This window comes from Capnocytophaga granulosa ATCC 51502 (assembly GCF_000411115.1).
Classification (GTDB): Bacteria; Bacteroidota; Bacteroidia; order Flavobacteriales; family Flavobacteriaceae; genus Capnocytophaga; species Capnocytophaga granulosa.
Genome location: NZ_KE150242.1, coordinates 963,243 through 983,603, shown reverse-complemented (window position 1 = coordinate 983,603; position 20,361 = coordinate 963,243). Strand labels below are relative to the sequence as shown.

Below are 20,361 nucleotides of genomic sequence, written 5' to 3'. Positions count from 1 at the left end.
ACCATCAGAAGAAGAATTACATCAAGCATATAGGTTCAGAGAATGCAGGTATACAATGGCTACTAAAAGGTATCTATGTACACAATAGCAAACTCTATGTAGACGTGCAATTGTCCAATCGTTCTAACCTGCCTTTTGAAGTAGATTTTATCACTTTTAAAATCATTGATAAGAAGACCACCAAAAAGAGCATTGTACAAGAAGTGCCCATTGAGCCCTTGCGCGTATACCAACCTATATCCCTACTAAAGGCTCATAAAGAAGCCCGCTCGGTGTATATGTTAGACCAACTCACCCTCTCTGATGACAAGGTTTTGCGGGTAGAAATCTTTGAAAAGAACGGCTCTCGTTACCAATCGTTCCTCATCACTAACGAGGAGATTATAGCCGCTCGCCCTATTGAACAGTTTAACCTTAAATTCTAATGCCAATGTTAAGAATTATCACTTGTATTTGTCTGTGCTTTTTAGGAGGCTCCATTGCCCAGGCACAGCGATTGTTACCCAAGCAAAAAGGTATCTCGCTCTCTTGGGTTGCACCTGCAGAGGCTTTTACTTCCTCTTTTTCTGATGATTTTGGGGTGCAGTTGGGCTATAGTATCAATGCTAAAAGGGGTAACTACAAGCATTTTGCCTTTGAATATCAAAGGCGATTGTACCCTTACAAGAGTCTGAATATACCTGTTGAGAGGTATATAGGTGCAGGAGGTTATAGCTTTGCCTTAGTCAGTGACAGCAGTAAAACGGTAGCTTTGAACTTGGGAGTAGAAGCTCTTTTGGGCTATGAGGTAGTCAATCACAGCAAAAGTCTCCTCCCTGATGGGGCACTATTAAAGAACGAAAATAATTTTCTCTATGGCGCACAAATAGGCTTGCAGGTAGAGACTTACCTAAGTGATCACTTTTTAGTGCTTTGCTCTGGCAAGGTAGCAGCTCTGTGGGGAAGTTCCTTTGAGCTACTGCGCCCCTGTGCTACTGTAGGACTGCGTTATATGTTTTAACCTTTAAAAAGACAATACGATGAAGAAAATAAATCAGAAAATTGTAATAGGACTCATCGCAATGCTATGTGTGAGCCTATTCACCTCTTGTAAAAAAGAGTTGGACGTACAACAAAATTTTCCTTTTGAGGTAAAGGTATTGCCTGTACCTAAAAGTATAGGTAAAACCGATACGGTAGAAATACGCTGTGAGTTGCGCTCTCCTTACCAGTACGAAGAGAACCGCTATTTTATTCGTTACTTTCAGTATGAGGGGAAAGGTAGTTTGCGTACCTCTCCACAAGGAGAAGCCCTGTTTGCCAATGATGTTTATCCACTTGCCTCCAAAGAAGCATTTAGGCTTTACTACACTTCTGTCTCAGAAGCTAACCAGTCTTTCTCCGTTTGGATAAGCGACTCCTTCGGCAATGAACAAAAACTTGATTTTGAGTTTAATGTGAAGAAAGAGTAAAAAGAAAAATCCCGTTAATTCGGGATTTTTTTGTAGCTTTGCAGTCTAAGAAAATATTTCTTGGACATTTGTAAAACAAAAAAATCAATATAAATAGTTTAAAATCAATTATTAACAAAAAATAAAGACATTGCAATTATAGTAACTATTATAAATAGCGAGGTATGACAACAGAAGACTACATAAAACAAAAAGGTCCCTTACTTTCAAGTCAGTTAATAAAGTACTATGAGGATGGAAGCACAGGTAAAGATGCTATAAGAAAAAGATTGGAAAGGCTTCCTAAAAGTATAGGGAGAATTAGAGGATTTTTCAAGGATAATCAAACTTTTTTTTATTATAAAGAGCAGCAATTTACAGAAAGGTATTTTTATGCATTGATAGAAAGTCTGAAAACAAGTGCAAAACAGCATTATTGTATTATTAACTCCTTACAATATCATAAAGGATATATAAAAAAAGATGAGTTAGCTTCTTATTCTTTTAGTCCTATAGAAAATTTGAAATCACATAAGAATTTTTCAAATGTAGTGAGAGACTTAAGTCGTATAGGTTTAATTATTGAAGAAGAGGACTATTACACGCTATCTCCTAATATTAGTTCCTCTAATAAGAGCGCTTACAAAGCAATTGAAATAGTGAAAAAGAATATCTTATCTCATTTTTATGATTTAAATAGAAACATAGGTTTTATATCGTATAATGGTGGTAATTTTAATTCTGAATTTTCAAAATTTCAGTTTTCTTTTACAGCTCCAAGCTATATTTGTGGTTTGAGTAAACCTTCTTTTGTTTTAGCTGATATTATGATAGGAGGAAGTAATGATGAAGAAAACATTAATTTCTTCCTTACAAAAATTAATACTATAAAAAAGACTCACAAGAAAAGTAATTTTATTCCCTATTTAATCACAGATTCTTTATCTAATGAAGCATTCAGTAAATTAAAGGAAAATGGAATAGTTATTGGTCTAATAGATAAACTTTTTGGGAGGGAATATAAAGAGTTAATGGAATCTTTAATAGATGTAATCACTAATATAAGTGTGATACTTAAAAAAGAACCTAATAAATTTATTGAAATAATAAAGAAATTTGATAAGCTAATAGATGGAAAAACAAATAATTTGAGAGGTGATTTATTTGAATTTATTGTTGGGTATTATCATAGTAATTTATGCCAAAGTATTGATATAGGTAAAATTTACAAGGATGATGGGAAAAAGAAAGAAGTTGATGTATATGCGTCCTACCAAGATAAAATAATTTTATGTGAATGTAAAGCTTACAAAACGCCTATAAGTTTAGATATAATAGAGAAGTGGAATGAAAAAATAGCTTTTATATATAAGGTAATTGAGAAAAATCGTAGTTTTACAAGCGATAAAAACAGAGATATAATTTTTGAATTTTGGTCTATTTCAGGTTTCTCAGAAGAAGCTACACAATACCTTCAAGAAAAGAAAAATAACTTAAAAAAATATAAAATTGAGTTTTATAAAAGAGATGAAATTCTAAAAAAAGCAAAGGATTCAAATGCTAATAAAATCACTGATATAATGAATGAATACTTTGCAAATGATGGTATTTAAAGCCAAAATCCTCCTTTCTCTTCCAAAACAAGCCTGCTTTTAAAAGTGGGCTTGTTTTGTTTTACCTTTGCGCAAAATAATGCAAATGGAAGTAGTAGTTATAGAAAAATCTGTTTTTGAACAGATACAAAAAGACGTACAGCAACTCAACAATTCTCTGCAAGTGGTAATGGATACTTACAAAGGTATTTGGCAAAAAGAAAAGTGGTTGGACTCTCAGGAGGTTTGTCTGCTTTTGGGCATTAGCAAGCGTGCCTTGCAGTATTATAAAGACCAAAAACTCTTGCCTTTCTCGTGCATCCACCGCAAGAACTATTTTAAGCGTAGTGATGTAGAACAGCTTTTAACCTCTAACCTTCAAACCCGATGAACTTACTCACAGAAACACACCAGGAACTAAGCTCTTACCTAAGTCAGCTTGAAAACCTAAAAGAACAAATGGACTTTATCCTTAAAAACTTCCGTCCTGTATTTGATGGCGAGGTATTTCTATCAGGAAAGGAGGTCTGTGAGCTGCTGCATATCACTAAAAGAACCCTACAGCAATACCGTGATGATAGGCTATTTCCTTATATCCAAATTGGTGGCAAAATCCTCTTTAAGCAAAGTGATATTCTAAAGATTTTGGAGGCTAACTATAAGAAATAGCTCCTTTTTTTATCTTTAATAGCTATCTTATAAGATTTCTCTCTATCCTAAACCAACAAAAAATCTATCTGTAAGGTCTTTCTTTTGCTTCTTTTCTTTCTCAAAGAAAAGAAGGTCGTGAGCCACGACAAGCAGTCAGTAGCACAGACAAACAATCATAAAAAACACCTCTTAGAAATATTCTAAGAGGTGTTTTTATTAAGGATTAAACCAATAAGGGTTGTGTACGAAAGTCTTTGAGGTTGAGGAAAAAGCCTCTGTAAGGAGTGAGCCCTTCTCTGAACAAGTTCCAAAGTAGGGTGCTTCCCATCTGTGAAAGGGTGGCGTTGATGAACAAATCTTGCTTGATTAAGGCTTCGGCAAGGGAGCAACTTGGGGTATTGTCATTCTGCTCGGCTTGCGTTAATAGTTCTCCAAAGGCTTGGGTAATAGTAGGCAGGGTGTCTATGGGAGTAAAAGTATCGCTATGAGGTTGCTCAATGGCTTGTAAAGTACCTAAAATCACTTGCCCTGAATGGGTGCTGTTGCCAAAATCTAACCAATACTTAGGGTTGTTGTGGTAGTGATGGGCTCGCTCTAAATGAGCGAGTACTTCCCCAATGTCAAAACGTGCCTTTACGCTATCTACACACGAAAGGTAAATGCTTCCTCTCATTGTTTCTTCTTCAGAGGAAAAGGTCTCAGTGCTGAATAGCTGTGTTTGCGCTCTCCAATCTGTACCAAAAAAGCGATTGATACGGCTTATTAGAGCAGTGGATTTGTACATTCCTAACTCACAAGCCGAAAAAAGCTGTCTACCAAGATTAGCAGGACTTACAAGGTCGTTATCCCAAAGGGTTACCAATAACCCTGCGTGTCCTAAAGCAACCAAAGCGTGGTTGATACGTGCTAAAGCAGTGGCTACTTGCGAGCCTGTGCCTCCTGCTCCTATCAGATGTACTTTAATAGGATTGGTAGTGTTGAGCAAAGCAGTATCAGTAAAATGTACCCGCTCTTTGTGTGTTTGGACAGAGGTATTGAAAGGGTTGAGGGTGTTTGAGGAGTTTAGGGTCTGTTTCATTGTTATAGGATTTGTTGTAAGGTGAGATGATTGGGATTAAGCAGTTCACAAGGAAAAGGCTTATTACTTTGAGTGAGTTCCTGCCAAAGGCTTATTAAGGGTATTTTGGTTATAGGATATGAGCCTAATTGATGAGAAAAATAGCTATTGAAAAAATAATCTTCCCATTGGGTGATAAAGTCTTCTAAGCAAGAGGCTTTACGCTCATTTACCTGCACTGACCCCATACACACATTGCCATTTTCATAAACGTTAAAAAAAGGCGCATAGCACAGAGGTGTATTAAGGTGTGGCTTTTGGTTTTTGGCTAAGGCATATATCCAAAGGCTCTTGGGGGTAGCTTTCCACAACAGAGGAGGTAAACTTACTTCTTTGCTTTCTATAGCAAGGGAGGAGGCAAAAAATAACTGCTTTTTTTGTGCTTTAGAGTACCAAACAGCCTGCCCCTCACCTTTATGGGATAGATGGAGCACCCTGCGAGGAATAATACCTTTGGGGACTAAAAAGGCTTGTGCTTGCTCTTTTTGGCAGGTGAGCGTTTTGGCAAGTGCTTGCGCTTGGTCGAGGGTAAGCGGTTGTGCGCTTGTAGGGTTACCATTGCTATCAAGGTGTAAGTACTCTACATAACTCTGTGGGTTGTAGCGGTTACTGCCTTCGTAAAAAACAAGTGCTGATGTAGGGCGATATACTTCCCCTACTTCTGGGGTGAGGTCTGTATATTTCATTTTAAATGCGGTTTAAAAGGGTTATAAGTTCAGTTAAGAGAGGAAAGAAACGCTGTTCAAAATCAAAGTTAGCAAGGGGTGTTGTGCTGTTGAAATGTTTGTAAATGGTAGGGAGTTCTATCTCACTACATTGGGAGTATTCTCCATTGAGCCAATCTAAAAGATAGGTATGGAATAGGTCGCTTTGGTCTTCATAGACAAAAGATAGATATTTCTCTACTTCAAAAAGTTCCTCTTCACCTTGCTCATAGCCCTCTGCTCTGTGCAAATGGGTATAGATAGAGTGGTTAGGAAAATCCTGCCACAAGGTATAAAAGGCTTGTGAGAGGGCAAGGCATTCGGCTTCTAAATCATTCTTAGGAATAAAGTGGTCTATACGCCTTTGAAAAAAGTCTAAATGGCAAGGGTTGCGTATCTTTTTGGAAAGAATAGTACCTATTTGTTGTGCCTGCTTTAAAAGGTGCAGGAGGTGGTCTCTTTCCGCTATTTCTTCATAGTCTTGGCTAATACAATCCTGCAACATTTCATAGGCATAAGCCACAAAACAATCTTCTTGTACATAGTTTGCTATAAAAGCACGTTGGTTTAGATAGGCATATACCGATAAAAATAGTTCATAAAGTGGTTTGTTTTTATGTACTTTCAGAAGTCTATAAAGTGGTTGCAGAGGGACAAAAAACACTTCGTTAGGCAAATAAAAACGTTCTTCGCAAGAGAAAAAAGCATCGCTATTGGGGGCTTTCAATACTTTTAGTTCACAGAAAGTACCTTTGGTATCTCTCTTTTTTATTTGCTCTTGGCTGTAAGAAAGGGCTAAGGCAATCCCACAAGAAAGGTCGTACCGTTCTATGGGAAAGGGAGTAAAGCCGTAATGGTCTGCCATTTGAGCAAGGGAACACTTGAGAGTGGTTTTTAGCTGTGCTTGCTCCTCTCCACTAAAAATGATGTGCTTGCTTGAATGATACACTTTAGGAGGAAAGGTCGTTTTTAAAAAACCATTGGCAAAAGAGTTTTCGGGGCTACTTGTTGCTGTTCTTGACGTATCTGTGAGCGGTCTTTGGAGCGTTGGATTGCTTTGGAAAACTCTCTTAACCTGCGGTAGAGTTCTCTCTGTGCTTCGCTTTGTATGGGTGCGAGGGTTTGTTGGGGTTGCTGTTGCATACATTTTTAGTTTGTTTTTAGTTTTTGATAACGTTTTTAATTTTAGCTACAAGCCTTGTTTTAAGCTGTTTTACAAGGCTTATAGCTTTAGAATTAATAGAGATTTAGCCTTTTGTACCCATTGTGATTTGTAGGGGATAGACAACGCTGTCTCCCTCTACGTAAGGTGTGCCAGCTTTGGCATTGGTGAGCAGGGGGTAATGGGTGCTGTAAAAATTCTTGACTTGCTCTACTGACCACGATGGATTAGGGTCGGCAAGGTGAATAGTTTGTCGGTTTTCTTCAAAGACAAACATTCTTTTCAGTTGGGTAGCTATGAGCATAACAATACTTTTTTTAGGGGTTAATACTTATTCTTCAAACAAGGTAGGGGCAAAGTGTGTGGATAGTTCTGACCTTTTTTTGCGGATTTTATCGGCATAGTTAGGAAACTCATCGGGAGGAGGTAGTTTTGACCACGCTTCTCGGTACTTGCCCTGCGCTTCTAAATCAGCTACTTTTTTCATAGCCTCATCGTATTTCTTTTGTTGTTTCTCGGCTTTTTCTTTCTCCATAGCTGATTGCCTTTGGGCTTGCTTTTGCGCCTCAATGTACTGCTCCATATTCACAAGCAGAGAGGAGGTTTCTTCTAAGGGTTGGGAGATGCTTTGAAAAAAGCCTGCATCTAATTCTTCGGCAGTGCCTCTAAGTACTAAGGGAGGCAAAAGGTGCTTGGCAGGGTCTGAACATTGTTCATTCTCAAGCAATACCGATACAACAAGCTGGCTATTTGCTTCTTGGGTTACAACTAAGTGCAGTTTGCCTTGTATGGCTAACTGAGCAATTTGATTGAAAAAATGGGTTTCCATTGGATACTTCGTTTTTAAATTGATACTTCTGTTTTTATATCCTTATCTTTTAAGGGGGCTTTTTTAATAGTGTTTTCAGTGCGATAACTCACTGTGTAGCCGTTTGCCTTTACGATAGCTTCTAAGGCTTGTCGGGCTTTAAGGGTTGCCTCTCGGTCTTGGTTGCTAAGGTTCATAAAGTGCAGTGGTTCAAAAGTTCGGATGATTATCCCTATATAGGATAGGGCTTGGGTGTCGGTTGTTAGGGGTTGTTTGAGTGTGTTCATTAGGATACTCTTTTTTAGGTTAAACTACTTCTTGGGGTTCTATCTCAAACTCAATGCTTCTTTTGCTACATTGGGTTTGGTCGTACCATTGCAAGTTGGTTAGGTCGTCTTGGGTAAAGGGTAGCTTGTACCGCTTGCAATAGGCTTTTATCACTTCGATTGCTTTGTACTTGCTTGTGCATACTTGCATAAGGACACGGCTACTCATATAGTGCCAGCTATCGGTTTTATAGACTAAGTAAACGCTTTCCATAGGCTGTTAGGTTTTATTAAGGGTTGAGTTTTGGTGGGCTTCTTTGAGTTGCTTTAGTTTAATATATAAGTCCTGCCAATAGGCTTTTAGCCTCTTGTCTAACGCCTTGTGGGTGTTGTCAGTATGCTTATAGCCTCTAAAGCTATCGGCTTGCGCTAAGGCTTTATCAAGGTCGGTTACCTCTATAGGTGCACCATTGAGGTCTGTTATTATCATTTTTCAAAGGTTTTAAAAAGTTCATCAAAACGGATGTCGTCCGTCCAATACTCATCAGAGGAGTATTTTCCATAGGCTTTTATATAGAAATCATCGTATCGAGTAAATACGCTTCGGTAAATATCCAAACGGCTTTCAGGCGCATTGAAAGAGGCTAATTCCTCCTCAGTGAGTTCCACAAAAGCCCAAGTACGTTCTTCCAAAAAGGATAAATCGGGCTGTTCCTCATCGCTGAGGGTATAAAAGTCGGTTCTTGCCTCATAGAAACTAAGGTTCACAAAATCGGGGTCGCTCTTTAGGGTAGATACTTGTTGGGCTACTTTTTTCACTTTCTCAAGCCATTGCTCAGTAAGGGTGATAAGGGCAAAGTAGCAACTATCCCATTCGCTATTGGTATAGGCACGCACCAATAGGTGTGTTGTAGGTGTTTTGCTGATATTCATTTTCTGTTCAATTTTAAAGGGTTATACATTTAGAAAGGCAAATCGTCCTCGTCTTCCTCTGCGACTTGCCCTGCTGTGACTTGGGGCTTTGGCAAAGGTGTTATAGCATTTGCGTTATTTGTCTCACTTGCAGAGGTATTAGGTGTTACTTCTGCTTTCTTGCTAAAGTGGAATTTGATTTTGGAGGTGTGAAAGTTCAAGCCTGCTTGAGGCTCTCCCTCACGATTGAGCCACGCTCGTGCCGATACTCATCCTTCCAATTCAACCAATGTGCCTTTGGTAAGGTACGGAGCAACCCCCGTACTGAGCCAATAAGCACAGTCAAAAAAGGAGGTTTGCTGTACGTTTTCACCTGCTTTGTTTCGGTAATTGTCGTTCACTGCTACAGAGAAATTAACGACTTGTTTGCCATTTGATAGGGTTTGCACTTGTGCATTTTCGGTAAGTCTTCCTACGATATTCATAAGCGTTCTATTTGTTATTAGGTTACTAAATTTCTACTATTTGGTCTATGCGCCCATAAAGATAGGCACGGAGGCTGGTGCGGTCGATAGCATAGTATTCATACCAAGTATTATACTGCTTTACAATGAACTTTCTCAGTACATCGGAAAAGTCAAATCGGTAGCCCAATAAGGGGATAGCATTTCTGAAAAAGCAGTTACTATTGACCGCTTGGGTAATCCAATTTTTCTCTATTCGGTTGAGTTTCTCACCACTATTGAGCTTTACACGGAGCTGATAGACTTGGCAGTCTTTCAGATGCTCTAAGGGACTTATTTCGTGAGACACGAATTTGGTTGCGATACAGGGTTCTTTTTTCATCTTGTTGCATTTTAGGAGTTTTATACGGCTTTACAGCTTGTTTGGACACGATACGCACGATTTTCGGCTTTTAGGTTGTCTTTTTGAAATTTTTTATTCGACAATGGGAGGAAAAGCGGTATTCGTTTCAAAAAACAATCTGTAAGAAGCGGCATTTTTCTCATATTTGACATTTTTTTTATTCGCTTAAAGGTCGGAATGAGCTGGTTTCGTTTCGAGTGCCATAAAAGGTCTGTGTTTAGCTTCTGCAAGGTTTTTCAAAAAATACTACCCGCAGGACAACGGACAAGGGCTGGAGATTTTTTTGAAAACCCATCGGGCTTGACCTTGCAAGAAGCGTTAATAACACAGAAATACCTTTGCACTCGAACAACGAACCGCCATTACGTGCCTTAAGTGTTTAAAACAGGGAAAATAGGTAAGCCTTAATGACGTATTTCTATTTGTGACAAACGAATACCCTTTTCCTTATTTGTTGAAGTCTTTTTCTCTTCTAATAGCTTTCTGTAAGGCAACAAAAAAATCCATTGACACATCTCTTTTTGAAATGTTATCAATGGATTTTAATTCTCAGAGGGAATTTGTTAGTTATCCTATCTTTAAGTTTTTTAATCGTTCGGCTGCAATTTCCATATCCTTGCTAATTTTCTCATTGGTGATTTTAGCATAAATCTGGGTGGTTTTGATATTCTTATGTCCCATCATCTTGCTAACGCTTTCCAAGGGAACCCCTTCTGTTAAGAACAGAGTACCAAAGGTATGGCGTGCCCAGTGAAATGAAATGGGTTTTTCACGAATGATGTTACAATCTTTCATCATCTTTTTGATCAGGAGGTTGCAATTAGTGTTGGAGGGCGTAGGAAATAGTGCCTCTGTACGAGTCGTACCCTCATATTTTTCAATAATTTTCTCGGCTATATCCAATAGGCGTACATTACAGGGCACATCAGATTTCTGACGGCGTTTGATAAGCCATTTGTTGCCGTCAAAGAACGATTGTAAGTGACTTTTTTTGAGCTGCTTGATGTCAATATATGAAAAACCTGTAAAGCAACTAAAAACAAATAAGTCTCGTACTAATTCAGCAGAAGCACTCTTAGGGTGATATTGTAGAAGAGCTTCTACTTCCTCTCTAAGCAAATAGCCTCTATCTTTCTCCTCCATAGAACTTATATAATTCTTAAAAGGATTGCGATAGATAATTCCTTTGTCTATGGCTATTTCTACCATTTTACAAAGGGGCATCATATAAACCCATATTGTGTTGTGAGTAAGACTTTTATTGACTCTAAGGTAAAAGTCAAAATCATTGATAAAGTCTTCTGTAAGCTCTTTGAAAGAAATATCACTTCTGTGGTATTTGTACTGGATAAACTCGCTCAAATGGGTGTATACATTCTCGTATTTATTAAGTGTTCTCGAACTTCTAACACCTTTTTCTACCATCAAGGCAAAGTCCTCTTTGAACTTCTCATAGACTTTTAGCAAGGAATCTTCCATTACTCCTATACCTAGGAAAGTAGCTTTTAGCTTCTGAGCAGTAACCACTCCCTCGTACTTCATCAGCTCCTCATAATGAGTAATCATACGTGAGCGGATCTCTTCCAGCTTTCGGTTGAGTTGGGTAGCTTCTTCTGTTTTACCTGTTACCCTTCCGTACTTCAAATCCCATTTCTGTGGAAGAATTTCAAGTTTGGTACTAAACTGAGCTACCTGATTGTCAATGGTAATACGCCCCATAATAGCAACCTTACCGTTCTTCTTTGGGGCATTCTTTTTAAGGTAGAATAATACCTTAAAGGTTGAGCGTTTTACTTTTTTCATACTCTAATTTTTTAATTTGCGAAAGTACTTTTTATCAAGTTACTGTACAATATGAAAAAAGGTGTAAAACACTGAAATATAACCTACTAATGAAAATATTTTTTCAAGTCATTAGGTAACGATTTAGAAACCTAATTTTGAAAAAACCTGTCCAAATCATCTAAGTCTCTGTCTTCTCTTATCTTCCTATCAAAAAAAATAATCCTCTTTGTATGAGTTAATTACATTATTTTTTGTAGTTTTGCATTTTAAATTAGCTTTTTATTCAAAATGTGATACATTGCCAAGATATATTCAGTATCATATAGATAAGTATAGATATATTTTGGGGCTGCTGCAAGGATTTGGGTAGCTATTTCAGGGTATTGTAATAACAAATCGATGAAAAAAGGTTCTTCACGATAGGAAACATTCTTGTGATAAAAGTTTTCAACGAACAATTTTTCATTAAAAGGTATCAAATCCATTTTATACAGCACCCAAAGCATCTCAAAAGAGATATATTTTGCATTTTCTACATACATTTGTGGCAATTCTTCTTTCAAGTAAGCCCCTTGAGGTGCTTGGATAAGCGCTAAAAGCTCTGGATAAAAAGCTGTGGAAAGGAAATCGTAAAACACCCCTTTTACATACCAAGGACAGATATTATTTTTTCGCTCAAAGTGGAGTATTTCTTCTCTTTGATCACTCAAACACATAAAGGCATAAGCCATTACTATATGATCGTTAGGCACATTCTTAGCCCAACTTTTGGGCAGATCATACATTTGAGTGATGGGCGTATCAAGGAAAAACACCTTTAGCTTTAGGCGTTCCTCCTCAGAAAGACCAAAGCAAATAGTACGTATCTCATTAAAATCGTGTGCTTTAATGGCGGAAAGTAAAAGTTCTTTCATAATTGAAAAGTTAAAAGTTTAAGTTTCGCAAGCTCTATAACTTGCTGATTCTCAAAACATCCCCCCTACCCCCCCCTCAAGGGGGGAGTTAGTAAGTAATAGAGGTTCAATAAGTTATAGAAGAGAAATTTTCTAATTTGATAAACAAATTAGGCTATTTCAACGCCCTCAAAGACACATACTCCGCTCTCGCAACCCATATACTCTGCTCCAAGTATTCGCAGACTATCCTTTGGAGAGTGGGGGGGGGGAGGTTTTTACAAATAATTGATTATTAGTTATTTATAATTGCAATAATAGCCTAAAAACGACTTGCGAAACTTAAATTAACGTGAGTTCGACGTAAGCAAAATTATATTTTTCTCCCACAGATTCCACGGATTTTCACGGAGAGAATGATACAACAACTAAGTATAACTCCTTAATTTCCACGGATAAATAAGGCCTTTGGCCTTATAAAAATCTGTGTAAATCGTAACAGCACAATTACACAAACATAGAAAATCTGTGAAATCCGTGAAAATCTGTGGGAGCTTTCGTTATATCGAACTCACGTTAAATTAGAAAATGATGATTAAGGGACAAAGATAGTTATTTTATTTGGTTAGGAAAATAATTTTGAAAAGAGAAAGGAAAAAATTTGTATATTGTGGAAATCTACAGTATCTTTGCAAAACAAAACTCATACTAAAATGAAACTTACAGAGAAGGAAGAAGAGTTGATTATTGCTATTCGTAATTTTAGAGAAGCTCAACACAATCCATCGTGGGAATTGGAATGGTATGCACGTAGGATTTTTGAAGAACTTTTAGACGGGGAAGATGATGAAGCACGCAAAGCCCTTCTTAAAAAAGAAAGAAGTAAAAAGAAAAACAATAATTGATAAAAACAAAAATTATGGGATTAGAAATTGTTATTAATAAAAAACTTTCTACAAAACAGCAAATACAAGATATAGGTCTTGATATATCATGGGCAAAGATTTCCCAACGCTATTTTGGGAAATCAGCTTCTTGGATCTATAATAAATTATCCGATAGCGATGGCAACGGAGGTATAGGAGGCTTTACAGAGGCCGAAAAAGAACAATTCAAAGGAGCTTTGTATGATTTGGCAGAGCGTATACGCAGAACTGCTGATAATTTTGAATAATCAATGGCTAACAACAGAACGCTACTAATTTCTTATGGTTGGTAGGTTTCTTTTCTTGTTTTTCCGCCAAAGGTAAATAGGCTTCTACTACTGCTTTTTGGAAAGCCTTTATTTTAGGGTCGCGGGTGGGGAGGTCTAGGAACTCTATAAAACGAGCGATAGGGGCGTACTTATGGGCTAAGAGTGTCCCGATGGCCTCGGCGAGATAGGTGAGCATTTTCCCTCTTTGCAGGCTTAGAAGTATATATTCAGTAGTGAGGTCGCGCAGGTTTTTTCTTTCGGCTAAAAGACAAGTAGCTACCATCAGCCAACCGCCGTGATAGATAGGCAAGTGGTGCTCAAGTAGCAAACTCATTACGCGGGTGGCTTCGGTGAGGCTCTCGCCCTCCATGCCTTGGGCATAAGTGAGTAGGTATTTGCACAGCCAACCGTCAATATAGCGAGGGTTTAGACTGAGTTGGTAATCAATATCTTCATCTGTTGCCTTGCTCATAGGAGATACATTGTAATAATTGGCTCCAAGGTCATTGTAGAGCGAATAAGTACTGTATTTTTTATCCCAATCGTCTTCCAAAATGATTTTATTTCGTTCTAACCCTTTGATTTTGGTGGGTTTTACTTCATATTCCAGATAAAACGGACGTACTAAGCCCTGTAAGTTGGGTTTTTGTGGGATTTCCAATTCAGGAAATACCCCATCAATGTCTTTCAGGCGCAAGACTTGTCCCCAGAGCACCCTTGTAGCATCGGTTACGGTGATGGTTTTGCTCACTTCAAAGTAATATTGTAAGGCAGGGGCATACTCACCTGTAAGGGAAAGGGCTAATTGCTTTTGTACTTCTGTAATCTCGGTGGGGAGCAGGCGGTTAAGCCCCACAACTACATCTTCCCACATAGGGGGTTTGCCAGCTTTCTCATATTGTGCGATGCGTTCTAAATACACCTGTGGGTCTATGTAAAAAGGACTATGAGTGGGGGTACTGACAAACGGCAAGGTATTTCCTTGCTTGAGTTTTAGAAGCAGTCGCTTGGTCTTCTCGCGGAGGAACGGTATAGGATTATAGAGTTTTCCGCCGAAAATATCATCGGAAAGAGAGGCTTTGCCTTCCCAGACATCGATCACCCAGCGCATACACTTTCGGTAGGTAGTAAATTCAAAAGGCTGGTTGCCCAACTGCTTTTGGTAGGGGCTTATCTGCTGAGAGAAATCTGCGGGGATCTGCGCTTGTAACTGGTTCAAGCCCTCAAAGAAAAGATCTAAGACAAGGGGCGAGCGCTCACGAATGCAATCGCCAATGAGGAAGAGCAGATCGTCCCAAGTGCGAGGAGTGTGAGTTTCACGGGCACTTTCGGAAGTGCGAGCCACACGGGCACTTTCAGAGGTGTGAGCCACACAGGCAGTTTCAGAGGTTTCTGATGAGTTGGGTGAGGGTAAGGATTGGAGAAGCTCTTGTGCCTTTCCTTTTAGGTAATCCTGATACGGTGCTACAACTTCCGGCAATCCTTCTCCTCCAAAATAAGTGGTTAGCAAGCTGGCGACTTTCTCCTGTAGCTTTGCATCGGGGACGGTGAAGAGTACCGCCAATTGTTCGCGGTATTCTATATTTACAGGAGGTTGCTGTTTGTAATGCTTTGCTAAAATATCCAAACCTATGAGTTGTGATTTGGCTATTTTTTGGGTAGCAAAACACAGGGTAAAGTTGTCGGCAAAAGCTTGAAAATCAAAGTATTTTTCGTCGGCGATCTCTTTGATGAGCTTGAGGGCAAAGTTGATTACCGAGGTTTTATCGCTACTAAGGAGGGCAAAAAGGGTGTGTTGGTTAGCTAAAAGCTCTTTGGGGGAGGGTTCGAGGGCTTCTATCCAACGGCAATACATATCCAAGACATTTTTCTTCCAAGGGTTGAGTAGGGCTTCTATAAAAGCGTGGAGGATAGAGTTTCTGTTAGTGAAATATCCTTTTTCGTTTAGCGTATGATATATTTTTTTCCATTCCTCGGTAGCAAATATAGTATCTTGGATATATGCTGGTACAGAAGGGAAAAGAACAACTGTCTCTGGGTATTTCAGTAGGTATTCCGTAAGATGATCTTCTGACTTAAACCAACAATTGAAGCCATACATTTTATGTATAAAAATTTCCTCGTTAAGAGCAATATACCCAGCCTTGTATGCTGACCAAAGTATTTGAAAAGACATCTTCAGTGGATTGTCCTTGTACATTAGCTGGATACCTTCTATCATATAAGCCCCTTGCGGAGACTGGACGAAATCTAATAAAATCTCGTCTTCTAAAGAAGATAGGAAATAGTAGTAATTCCCCTTTACATAAGGTTCTATATTCTGGAAAAGTTCTATTTTTCTTACCTCCCTTAGGGTATTGCACACACACATAATAGTGTATGAGATAAGGGCTAATTCCTTATTAGAGAAATGGTATCTTTTCTCTTTTTCGAGGACTTCCCGAAAGATAAAGTTGAAGTTTTTTCGGGCAAGATAACTCTTTAGCTCTTGTCTTTCTTCCTGAGAGAACGCAAAGCAAATGTTGCGTATAGTAGCAAAATCGTGAGCCTTAATAGCGGAAAGTAGGGAATCGTTCATAGGGGGAAAATTAAAAGTGAATAGTGAAAAATGAATAGTGAATAGTTTTTCACTCACATAGCCAGCTCCAAGTATCTGCTAGCTTTACGCTTCGTTTATCATTCCCCGAAGGCTCTTCGGATAAGGGCATCGGCTGTGGGGTCTTGGCCACGGAAACGCTTGTATAGCAGGCTTTCCTTTTCGCTACTGCCCTTTTCAAGTATTTCTCGGCGAAAGCGGGTAGCAACTTCTATGTTGAAGATACCTGCTTGCTTAAAGACTTCAAAAGCATCAGCATCCAATACCTCCGACCACTTATAGCTGTAATAGCCTGCGGCATAGCCTCCGCTGAAAATATGAGAGAAGGCGGGGGAGATACACATGGTTTCAATAGGGGGATAGAGCTGGGTTACCTTGGTGGCTTCTTGTTCAAAAGGGCGTACACTTTCCAAGCGCTCCAAATGAGGGTAGGTATGCCAAGCCATATCAAGGAAACCAAAATTGAGCTGGCGTACGCTTAGGATACCTTCCATAAAGGCGCTGGCTTCTTTTATCTTTTGTACCCATTCTATAGGCAGAGGCTCGCCCGTTTGATAATGCGAGGCAAAAAGTCTCAAAGTCTCTTCTTCATAACACCAGTTTTCCATCAGTTGACTGGGGAGTTCCACAAAGTCACGGGCTACATTGGTACCGCTCAGTGAAGGGTAAGTAACCTTGGAGAGCATGCCATGGAGGGCGTGGCCAAACTCATGGAAGAGCGTTGTTAGCTCGCCGAAGGTGAGCAAAGAAGGGGCAGAAGTGGTGGGACGGGTGAAGTTGCACACTATGGATATATGAGGGCGGGAATCATTGCCCTGCTTATCAATATACTGTTCTTTGTAGGAGGTCATCCATGCCCCGTTGCGTTTGCCTGCACGAGGGAAGAAGTCGGTATAGAGAAGGGCGAGGTAATGGCCTTTCTCATCGGTTACCTTGTAGGTTTGCACTTCGGGGTGGTAGGTCTCTACCTCATCGGTAAGGGAGAAATGAAGTCCGTAGAGCTTATGTGCTACGGCAAACATACCCTCTATGGCCTTGTCCAGAGCCAAGTAAGGCTTGAGCAGGGAGTCGTCAATCTGGTAACGCTCCTGCTTGAGTTTTTCCGCATAGTAAGCAAAATCCCACTGCTCAAAGTCAGTAAGGCCAGAGAAAGCTTTGAGCTGTTCTAACTCTTTGAGCGCTTGTGGTTTGGCTTTGCTTAACAGCTCATTGAGGAAGCTCATCACCTTTTCGGGAGTTTCTGCCATACGCTCTTCCAAGGCGAACGCCGCATAAGAAGGATAGCCCAAGAGGGTAGCACGGGCTTGGCGTAGCTCGGCAATACGCAAGACATTGGCCTCATTGCTAAAGGCAGACTCTCCTGCACAGCGACTGTGATAATCGGTGAAGAGTTTTTGGCGTAGGGCGCGGTTGTCAGCATACTTCATTACGGCTGTATACACCGGCATATCTAGGGTAATGACCCAGCCTTTTAGTTGGTGCTTTTGGGCTTCTTGAGCGAGCATTTCAAGGACAAAATCGGGCAATCCACTGAGTTGTTCTTTGTCAGTAATCACCCATTGGTAGTGCTGAGTTTCAGAGAGTACATTCTCGGAAAATTTCAACTTGAGCGAAGCCAATTGCTTGTCTATTTCGCGCAAACGTTCTTTGTCATTAAGCGACAAATTAGCCCCATTGCGGGTAAACCCTTTGTAGGTTTTCTCTAAAAGAGTTTGTTGTTCGGCGGTGAGTGATAAGTCTCCACGCTGGTCATAGACGGCTTTTACTCGCCTGAAGAGCGCTTCGTTCAGGCGGATATCGTTGCTATAGTCGGAGAGTAGGGGAGAGATACGCTGGGCTTCTGCCTGTAAGGTTTTGTTGGTCTCGGCACTATTGAGGTTGAAGAACATGGCCGTGAGTCGGTCAAGATCTAAACCTACATAAGCCAAAGCCGCTATTGTATTTTCAAAAGTAGCAGGTTCTGGGTTTTTGGTGATGTTGTCAATTTCAACAAGGCTCTCGGCTATTGCTTTTTCAATAGCAGGGCGGTAGTCGGTAGGTGTGAAATGCGAAAAAGGAGCGGAATCAAACATAAGTGAAAAATTAATAGTGAAAAATGAAAGGTTAATTACTATAATAAAAGGGGGCGAATGGTAATTCGCCCCTATGATATAGAATTTGGAATTTTAAAAAGTTTTATCGTTTTCCTCTGGGGTTATGCTTGCATAACCCTTCATAATACCGTGTTGGGAACGGCGGACGAACTGTAGGATCTCGTCGCGCTCCACAGTAGCTTCCATTTCGGCCTCTATATAGTCTAAGGCGTGGGAGGTGCTGAGTTTCTTTTGGAAAAGAATACGATAAATGTTCTGTATTTCACGGATTTTTTCAGTAGAGAAACCACGACGATGTAGCCCAATGGAGTTGACCCCTACATAAGAGAGTGGATTGCGGGCGGCCTTGACATAAGGAGGCACGTCCTTACCTACTAAGGAACCCCCAGTAACGAAAGCATAGCTTCCGATAGAGCAGAACTGATAGACAGCCGTCATACCAGCCATTACAGCACAATCACCCACGGTTACGTGTCCGGCGAGGGTGGTGCCATTGGAGAAAATACAATTGTCCCCCACGATACAATCGTGTGCGATATGGGAGTAAGCCATGATCAGGCAGTTGTTACCCACTACAGTACGCATGCGGTCTATGGTTCCCTTGTTGATAGTCACACACTCGCGAATGGTGGTGTTGTCTCCAATATGAGTGGTGGTCTCTTCCCCCCTATACTTAAGGTCTTGGGGAATGGCAGAGATGACCGCCCCAGGGAAGATCTTACAATTCTTCCCGATGCGCGCGCCCTCCATAATAGTAACGTTGGGGCCTATCCAAGTCCCTTCGCCTATTTCCACATTTTTGCAGATGGTAGAGAAAGGTTCTACCACTACATTCTGAGCTATTTTGGCTTCGGGGTGTATATTGACTAAGGGATACATCATATTACTGTTGGTTTTCGTCACGTTTTACAATTTTGGCCATGAGTTCCCCTTCGGTAACGAGTTTGCCATTGGCGTAGGCATAGCCCTGCATGTGACAAATACCACGACGGATAGGGGTGAGTAGTTCCAATTTGAATATCAGTGTATCGCCAGGGAGCACAGGGTTTTTGAATTTGACATTGTCAATTTTCATAAAGTAAGTCAGGTAATTCTCAGGGTCGGGAACGGTGCTGAGGATCAACACCCCTCCGGCTTGCGCCATAGCCTCAATCTGTAGTACCCCAGGCATAACAGGTGCTCCAGGGAAGTGTCCTACGAAGAAAGGCTCGTTCATGGTTACGCTTTTGGTAGCGATCACATGTTTGTCTGAAAGTTCAAATACCTTATCCACTAAGAGCATAGGAGGACGGTGGGGTAGTAGCTTCATGATGCCCACAGTATCAATTAGTGGTGCTTGGTTGATATCCACTTTAGGAATATCGTTTTTGCGCTCATTAGCGATGATTTTAGCCAATTTCTTAGCGAACTGAGTATTGGTAAAGTGGCCAGGCTTGTTGGCTATCACCTTTCCGCGGATGCGTACTCCCACTAGAGCAAGGTCGCCAACGACATCAAGGAGCTTATGGCGGGCAGCTTCATTGGAATAGTGCAGGGTGATATTGTCCAAAACTCCGTTAGGTTTTACCGTTACATTATCGCGGTTGAAGACCTTTTTAAGCTTATCCATAGTCTCAGCAGAAGGCTCTTTATCCACATAGATAATAGCATTGTTCAGGTCGCCCCCTTTGATAAGGCCTCTGTCTAGGAGTACTTCCAACTCATGTAGGAAGCTAAAGGTACGCGCGGAGGCGATATCGTCCTTGAACTCGGAAAGGGTATTCATATAAGCATTCTGAGTGCCGAGAATCTTAGTGCCGAAATCTACCATGGTGGTTACCTGATATTCGTCGGCAGGGATAACAGTAATCTCAGAGCCAGTTTCTTCGTTTTTGTAAGAGATGACCTCACGTACTATATATTCGTTGCGTTCGGCCTGTTGTTCCACAATGCCCACTTTCTCAATAGCCTCTACAAAGTATTTGGCAGAGCCGTCCATGATTGGTGGTTCAGGAGCATCCAATTCGATAGAGACGTTGTCCAAGTTCATACCCACTAAAGCGGCTAAGACATGCTCACAAGTCTGAATTTTTACTCCCTTTTTCTCCAATACGGTACCTCTTTCGGTGCTGGTTACATAAGCCGCGTCGGCTTCAATGATAGGGCTACCTTCCAAATCCACACGTACGAATACAAAACCTGTATTCTCGGCGGCAGGTTTGAGTGTGAGGGTTACATTTTTTCCAGTATGAAGCCCTTTTCCTTGTAGGGTAACGGGGGCTGCTAATGTATATTGTTTCACAAGCAAATT

General features: G+C 40.3%; 24 protein-coding genes and 1 pseudogene. 8 read left to right on the top strand and 17 right to left on the bottom strand.

Features of this window, described 5'->3' with window-relative positions; all coding sequences use genetic code 11:
- The 6 genes from HMPREF9331_RS04410 to HMPREF9331_RS04385 form a co-directional block, all read left to right on the top strand.
- Nucleotides 1–425: DUF4138 domain-containing protein (locus HMPREF9331_RS04410; protein WP_016419927.1), on the top strand; the 425-nt coding region annotated here is incomplete at its 5' end.
- A 5-nt stretch (nt 426–430) separates the two neighbouring features.
- Entirely contained in the window at nt 431–1,000 is a 570-nt protein-coding gene (locus tag HMPREF9331_RS04405; RefSeq protein WP_016419926.1) for a conjugal transfer protein TraO, read from the top strand.
- Nucleotides 1,001–1,019: 19 nt separating this feature from the next.
- A complete protein-coding gene (locus tag HMPREF9331_RS04400) occupies nt 1,020–1,451 on the top strand; it encodes a TraQ conjugal transfer family protein (RefSeq protein WP_016419925.1) in 432 nt (143 codons plus the stop codon).
- A gap of 164 nt (nt 1,452–1,615) precedes the next feature.
- A complete protein-coding gene (locus HMPREF9331_RS04395) occupies nt 1,616–3,043 on the top strand; it encodes a hypothetical protein (RefSeq protein ID WP_016419924.1) in 1,428 nt (475 codons plus the stop codon).
- An 85-nt stretch (nt 3,044–3,128) separates the two neighbouring features.
- Nucleotides 3,129–3,413, top strand: a complete 285-nt coding sequence (locus HMPREF9331_RS04390; RefSeq protein WP_016419923.1) for a helix-turn-helix domain-containing protein — start codon at nt 3,129–3,131, stop codon at nt 3,411–3,413.
- Nucleotides 3,410–3,691, top strand: a complete 282-nt coding sequence (locus HMPREF9331_RS04385) for a helix-turn-helix domain-containing protein (protein ID WP_016419922.1) — start codon at nt 3,410–3,412, stop codon at nt 3,689–3,691. Before HMPREF9331_RS04390 ends, HMPREF9331_RS04385 begins: the two co-directional genes overlap by 4 nt.
- A 205-nt stretch (nt 3,692–3,896) precedes the next feature.
- Here the strand turns inward: HMPREF9331_RS04385 and HMPREF9331_RS04380 are convergent, their stop codons facing one another.
- From HMPREF9331_RS04380 to HMPREF9331_RS04320, 13 genes and pseudogenes are all read right to left on the bottom strand, one after another.
- Complete coding sequence (locus HMPREF9331_RS04380) at nt 3,897–4,751, bottom strand: PRTRC system ThiF family protein (protein ID WP_016419921.1); 855 nt, start codon at nt 4,749–4,751, stop codon at nt 3,897–3,899.
- Between the two features lie 2 nt (nt 4,752–4,753).
- Complete coding sequence (locus tag HMPREF9331_RS04375) at nt 4,754–5,476, bottom strand: PRTRC system protein B (protein ID WP_016419920.1); 723 nt, start codon at nt 5,474–5,476, stop codon at nt 4,754–4,756.
- Between the two features lies 1 nt (nt 5,477).
- Complete coding sequence (locus tag HMPREF9331_RS04370) at nt 5,478–6,641, bottom strand: hypothetical protein (protein WP_016419919.1); 1,164 nt, start codon at nt 6,639–6,641, stop codon at nt 5,478–5,480.
- Nucleotides 6,642–6,741: 100 nt separating this feature from the next.
- Complete coding sequence (locus tag HMPREF9331_RS04365; protein ID WP_009744763.1) at nt 6,742–6,960, bottom strand: PRTRC system protein C; 219 nt, start codon at nt 6,958–6,960, stop codon at nt 6,742–6,744.
- 27 nt (nt 6,961–6,987) lie between these two features.
- Entirely contained in the window at nt 6,988–7,485 is a 498-nt protein-coding gene (locus tag HMPREF9331_RS04360; protein WP_016419918.1) for a PRTRC system protein E, read from the bottom strand.
- Nucleotides 7,486–7,499: 14 nt separating this feature from the next.
- A complete protein-coding gene (locus HMPREF9331_RS04355) occupies nt 7,500–7,751 on the bottom strand; it encodes a hypothetical protein (RefSeq protein ID WP_016419917.1) in 252 nt (83 codons plus the stop codon).
- Between the two features lie 19 nt (nt 7,752–7,770).
- Nucleotides 7,771–8,004, bottom strand: coding sequence for a hypothetical protein (locus HMPREF9331_RS04350; RefSeq protein ID WP_009389118.1), 234 nt, complete (start codon nt 8,002–8,004; stop codon nt 7,771–7,773).
- Between the two features lie 6 nt (nt 8,005–8,010).
- Nucleotides 8,011–8,220, bottom strand: coding sequence for a hypothetical protein (locus tag HMPREF9331_RS04345; protein ID WP_016419916.1), 210 nt, complete (start codon nt 8,218–8,220; stop codon nt 8,011–8,013).
- A complete protein-coding gene (locus tag HMPREF9331_RS04340; RefSeq protein WP_016419915.1) occupies nt 8,217–8,663 on the bottom strand; it encodes a hypothetical protein in 447 nt (148 codons plus the stop codon). Before HMPREF9331_RS04340 ends, HMPREF9331_RS04345 begins: the two co-directional genes overlap by 4 nt.
- A 29-nt stretch (nt 8,664–8,692) precedes the next feature.
- Nucleotides 8,693–9,127: pseudogene (locus HMPREF9331_RS04335) on the bottom strand (single-stranded DNA-binding protein).
- 25 nt (nt 9,128–9,152) lie between these two features.
- On the bottom strand, nt 9,153–9,488 hold the full coding sequence (locus HMPREF9331_RS04330) for a hypothetical protein (protein WP_016419913.1): 336 nt from the start codon (nt 9,486–9,488) through the stop codon (nt 9,153–9,155).
- Nucleotides 9,489–10,076: 588 nt separating this feature from the next.
- Nucleotides 10,077–11,312 carry a site-specific integrase gene (locus tag HMPREF9331_RS04325; protein WP_016419912.1) on the bottom strand — a complete coding sequence of 412 codons (1,236 nt, stop codon included), beginning with the start codon at nt 11,310–11,312 and terminating at the stop codon, nt 10,077–10,079.
- A 248-nt stretch (nt 11,313–11,560) separates the two neighbouring features.
- Nucleotides 11,561–12,208: a hypothetical protein gene (locus HMPREF9331_RS04320; protein WP_016419911.1), complete on the bottom strand. Its 648-nt coding sequence runs from the start codon at nt 12,206–12,208 to the stop codon at nt 11,561–11,563.
- Nucleotides 12,209–12,900: 692 nt separating this feature from the next.
- Here HMPREF9331_RS04320 and HMPREF9331_RS04315 point away from each other — a divergent pair.
- Nucleotides 12,901–13,092 carry a hypothetical protein gene (locus tag HMPREF9331_RS04315; protein ID WP_016419910.1) on the top strand — a complete coding sequence of 64 codons (192 nt, stop codon included), beginning with the start codon at nt 12,901–12,903 and terminating at the stop codon, nt 13,090–13,092.
- A 14-nt stretch (nt 13,093–13,106) separates the two neighbouring features.
- On the top strand, nt 13,107–13,361 hold the full coding sequence (locus tag HMPREF9331_RS04310) for a DUF5053 domain-containing protein (protein WP_016419909.1): 255 nt from the start codon (nt 13,107–13,109) through the stop codon (nt 13,359–13,361).
- A 7-nt stretch (nt 13,362–13,368) separates the two neighbouring features.
- On the opposite strand, the gene HMPREF9331_RS04305 is transcribed toward HMPREF9331_RS04310, so the two are convergent.
- From HMPREF9331_RS04305 to HMPREF9331_RS04290, 4 genes are all read right to left on the bottom strand, one after another.
- Complete coding sequence (locus HMPREF9331_RS04305; RefSeq protein ID WP_016419908.1) at nt 13,369–15,960, bottom strand: DUF6493 family protein; 2,592 nt, start codon at nt 15,958–15,960, stop codon at nt 13,369–13,371.
- Nucleotides 15,961–16,058: 98 nt separating this feature from the next.
- Nucleotides 16,059–18,050 carry a M3 family metallopeptidase gene (locus HMPREF9331_RS04300; RefSeq protein WP_016419907.1) on the bottom strand — a complete coding sequence of 664 codons (1,992 nt, stop codon included), beginning with the start codon at nt 18,048–18,050 and terminating at the stop codon, nt 16,059–16,061.
- Between the two features lie 93 nt (nt 18,051–18,143).
- Nucleotides 18,144–18,953, bottom strand: coding sequence for an acyl-ACP--UDP-N-acetylglucosamine O-acyltransferase (gene lpxA / locus HMPREF9331_RS04295; RefSeq protein WP_016419906.1), 810 nt, complete (start codon nt 18,951–18,953; stop codon nt 18,144–18,146).
- 1 nt (nt 18,954) lies between these two features.
- The gene (locus tag HMPREF9331_RS04290) at nt 18,955–20,352 is read right to left on the bottom strand and encodes a bifunctional UDP-3-O-[3-hydroxymyristoyl] N-acetylglucosamine deacetylase/3-hydroxyacyl-ACP dehydratase (protein ID WP_016419905.1); all 1,398 of its coding nucleotides are present in this window, start codon (nt 20,350–20,352) and stop codon (nt 18,955–18,957) included.
- Nucleotides 20,353–20,361: the final 9 nt, after the last annotated feature.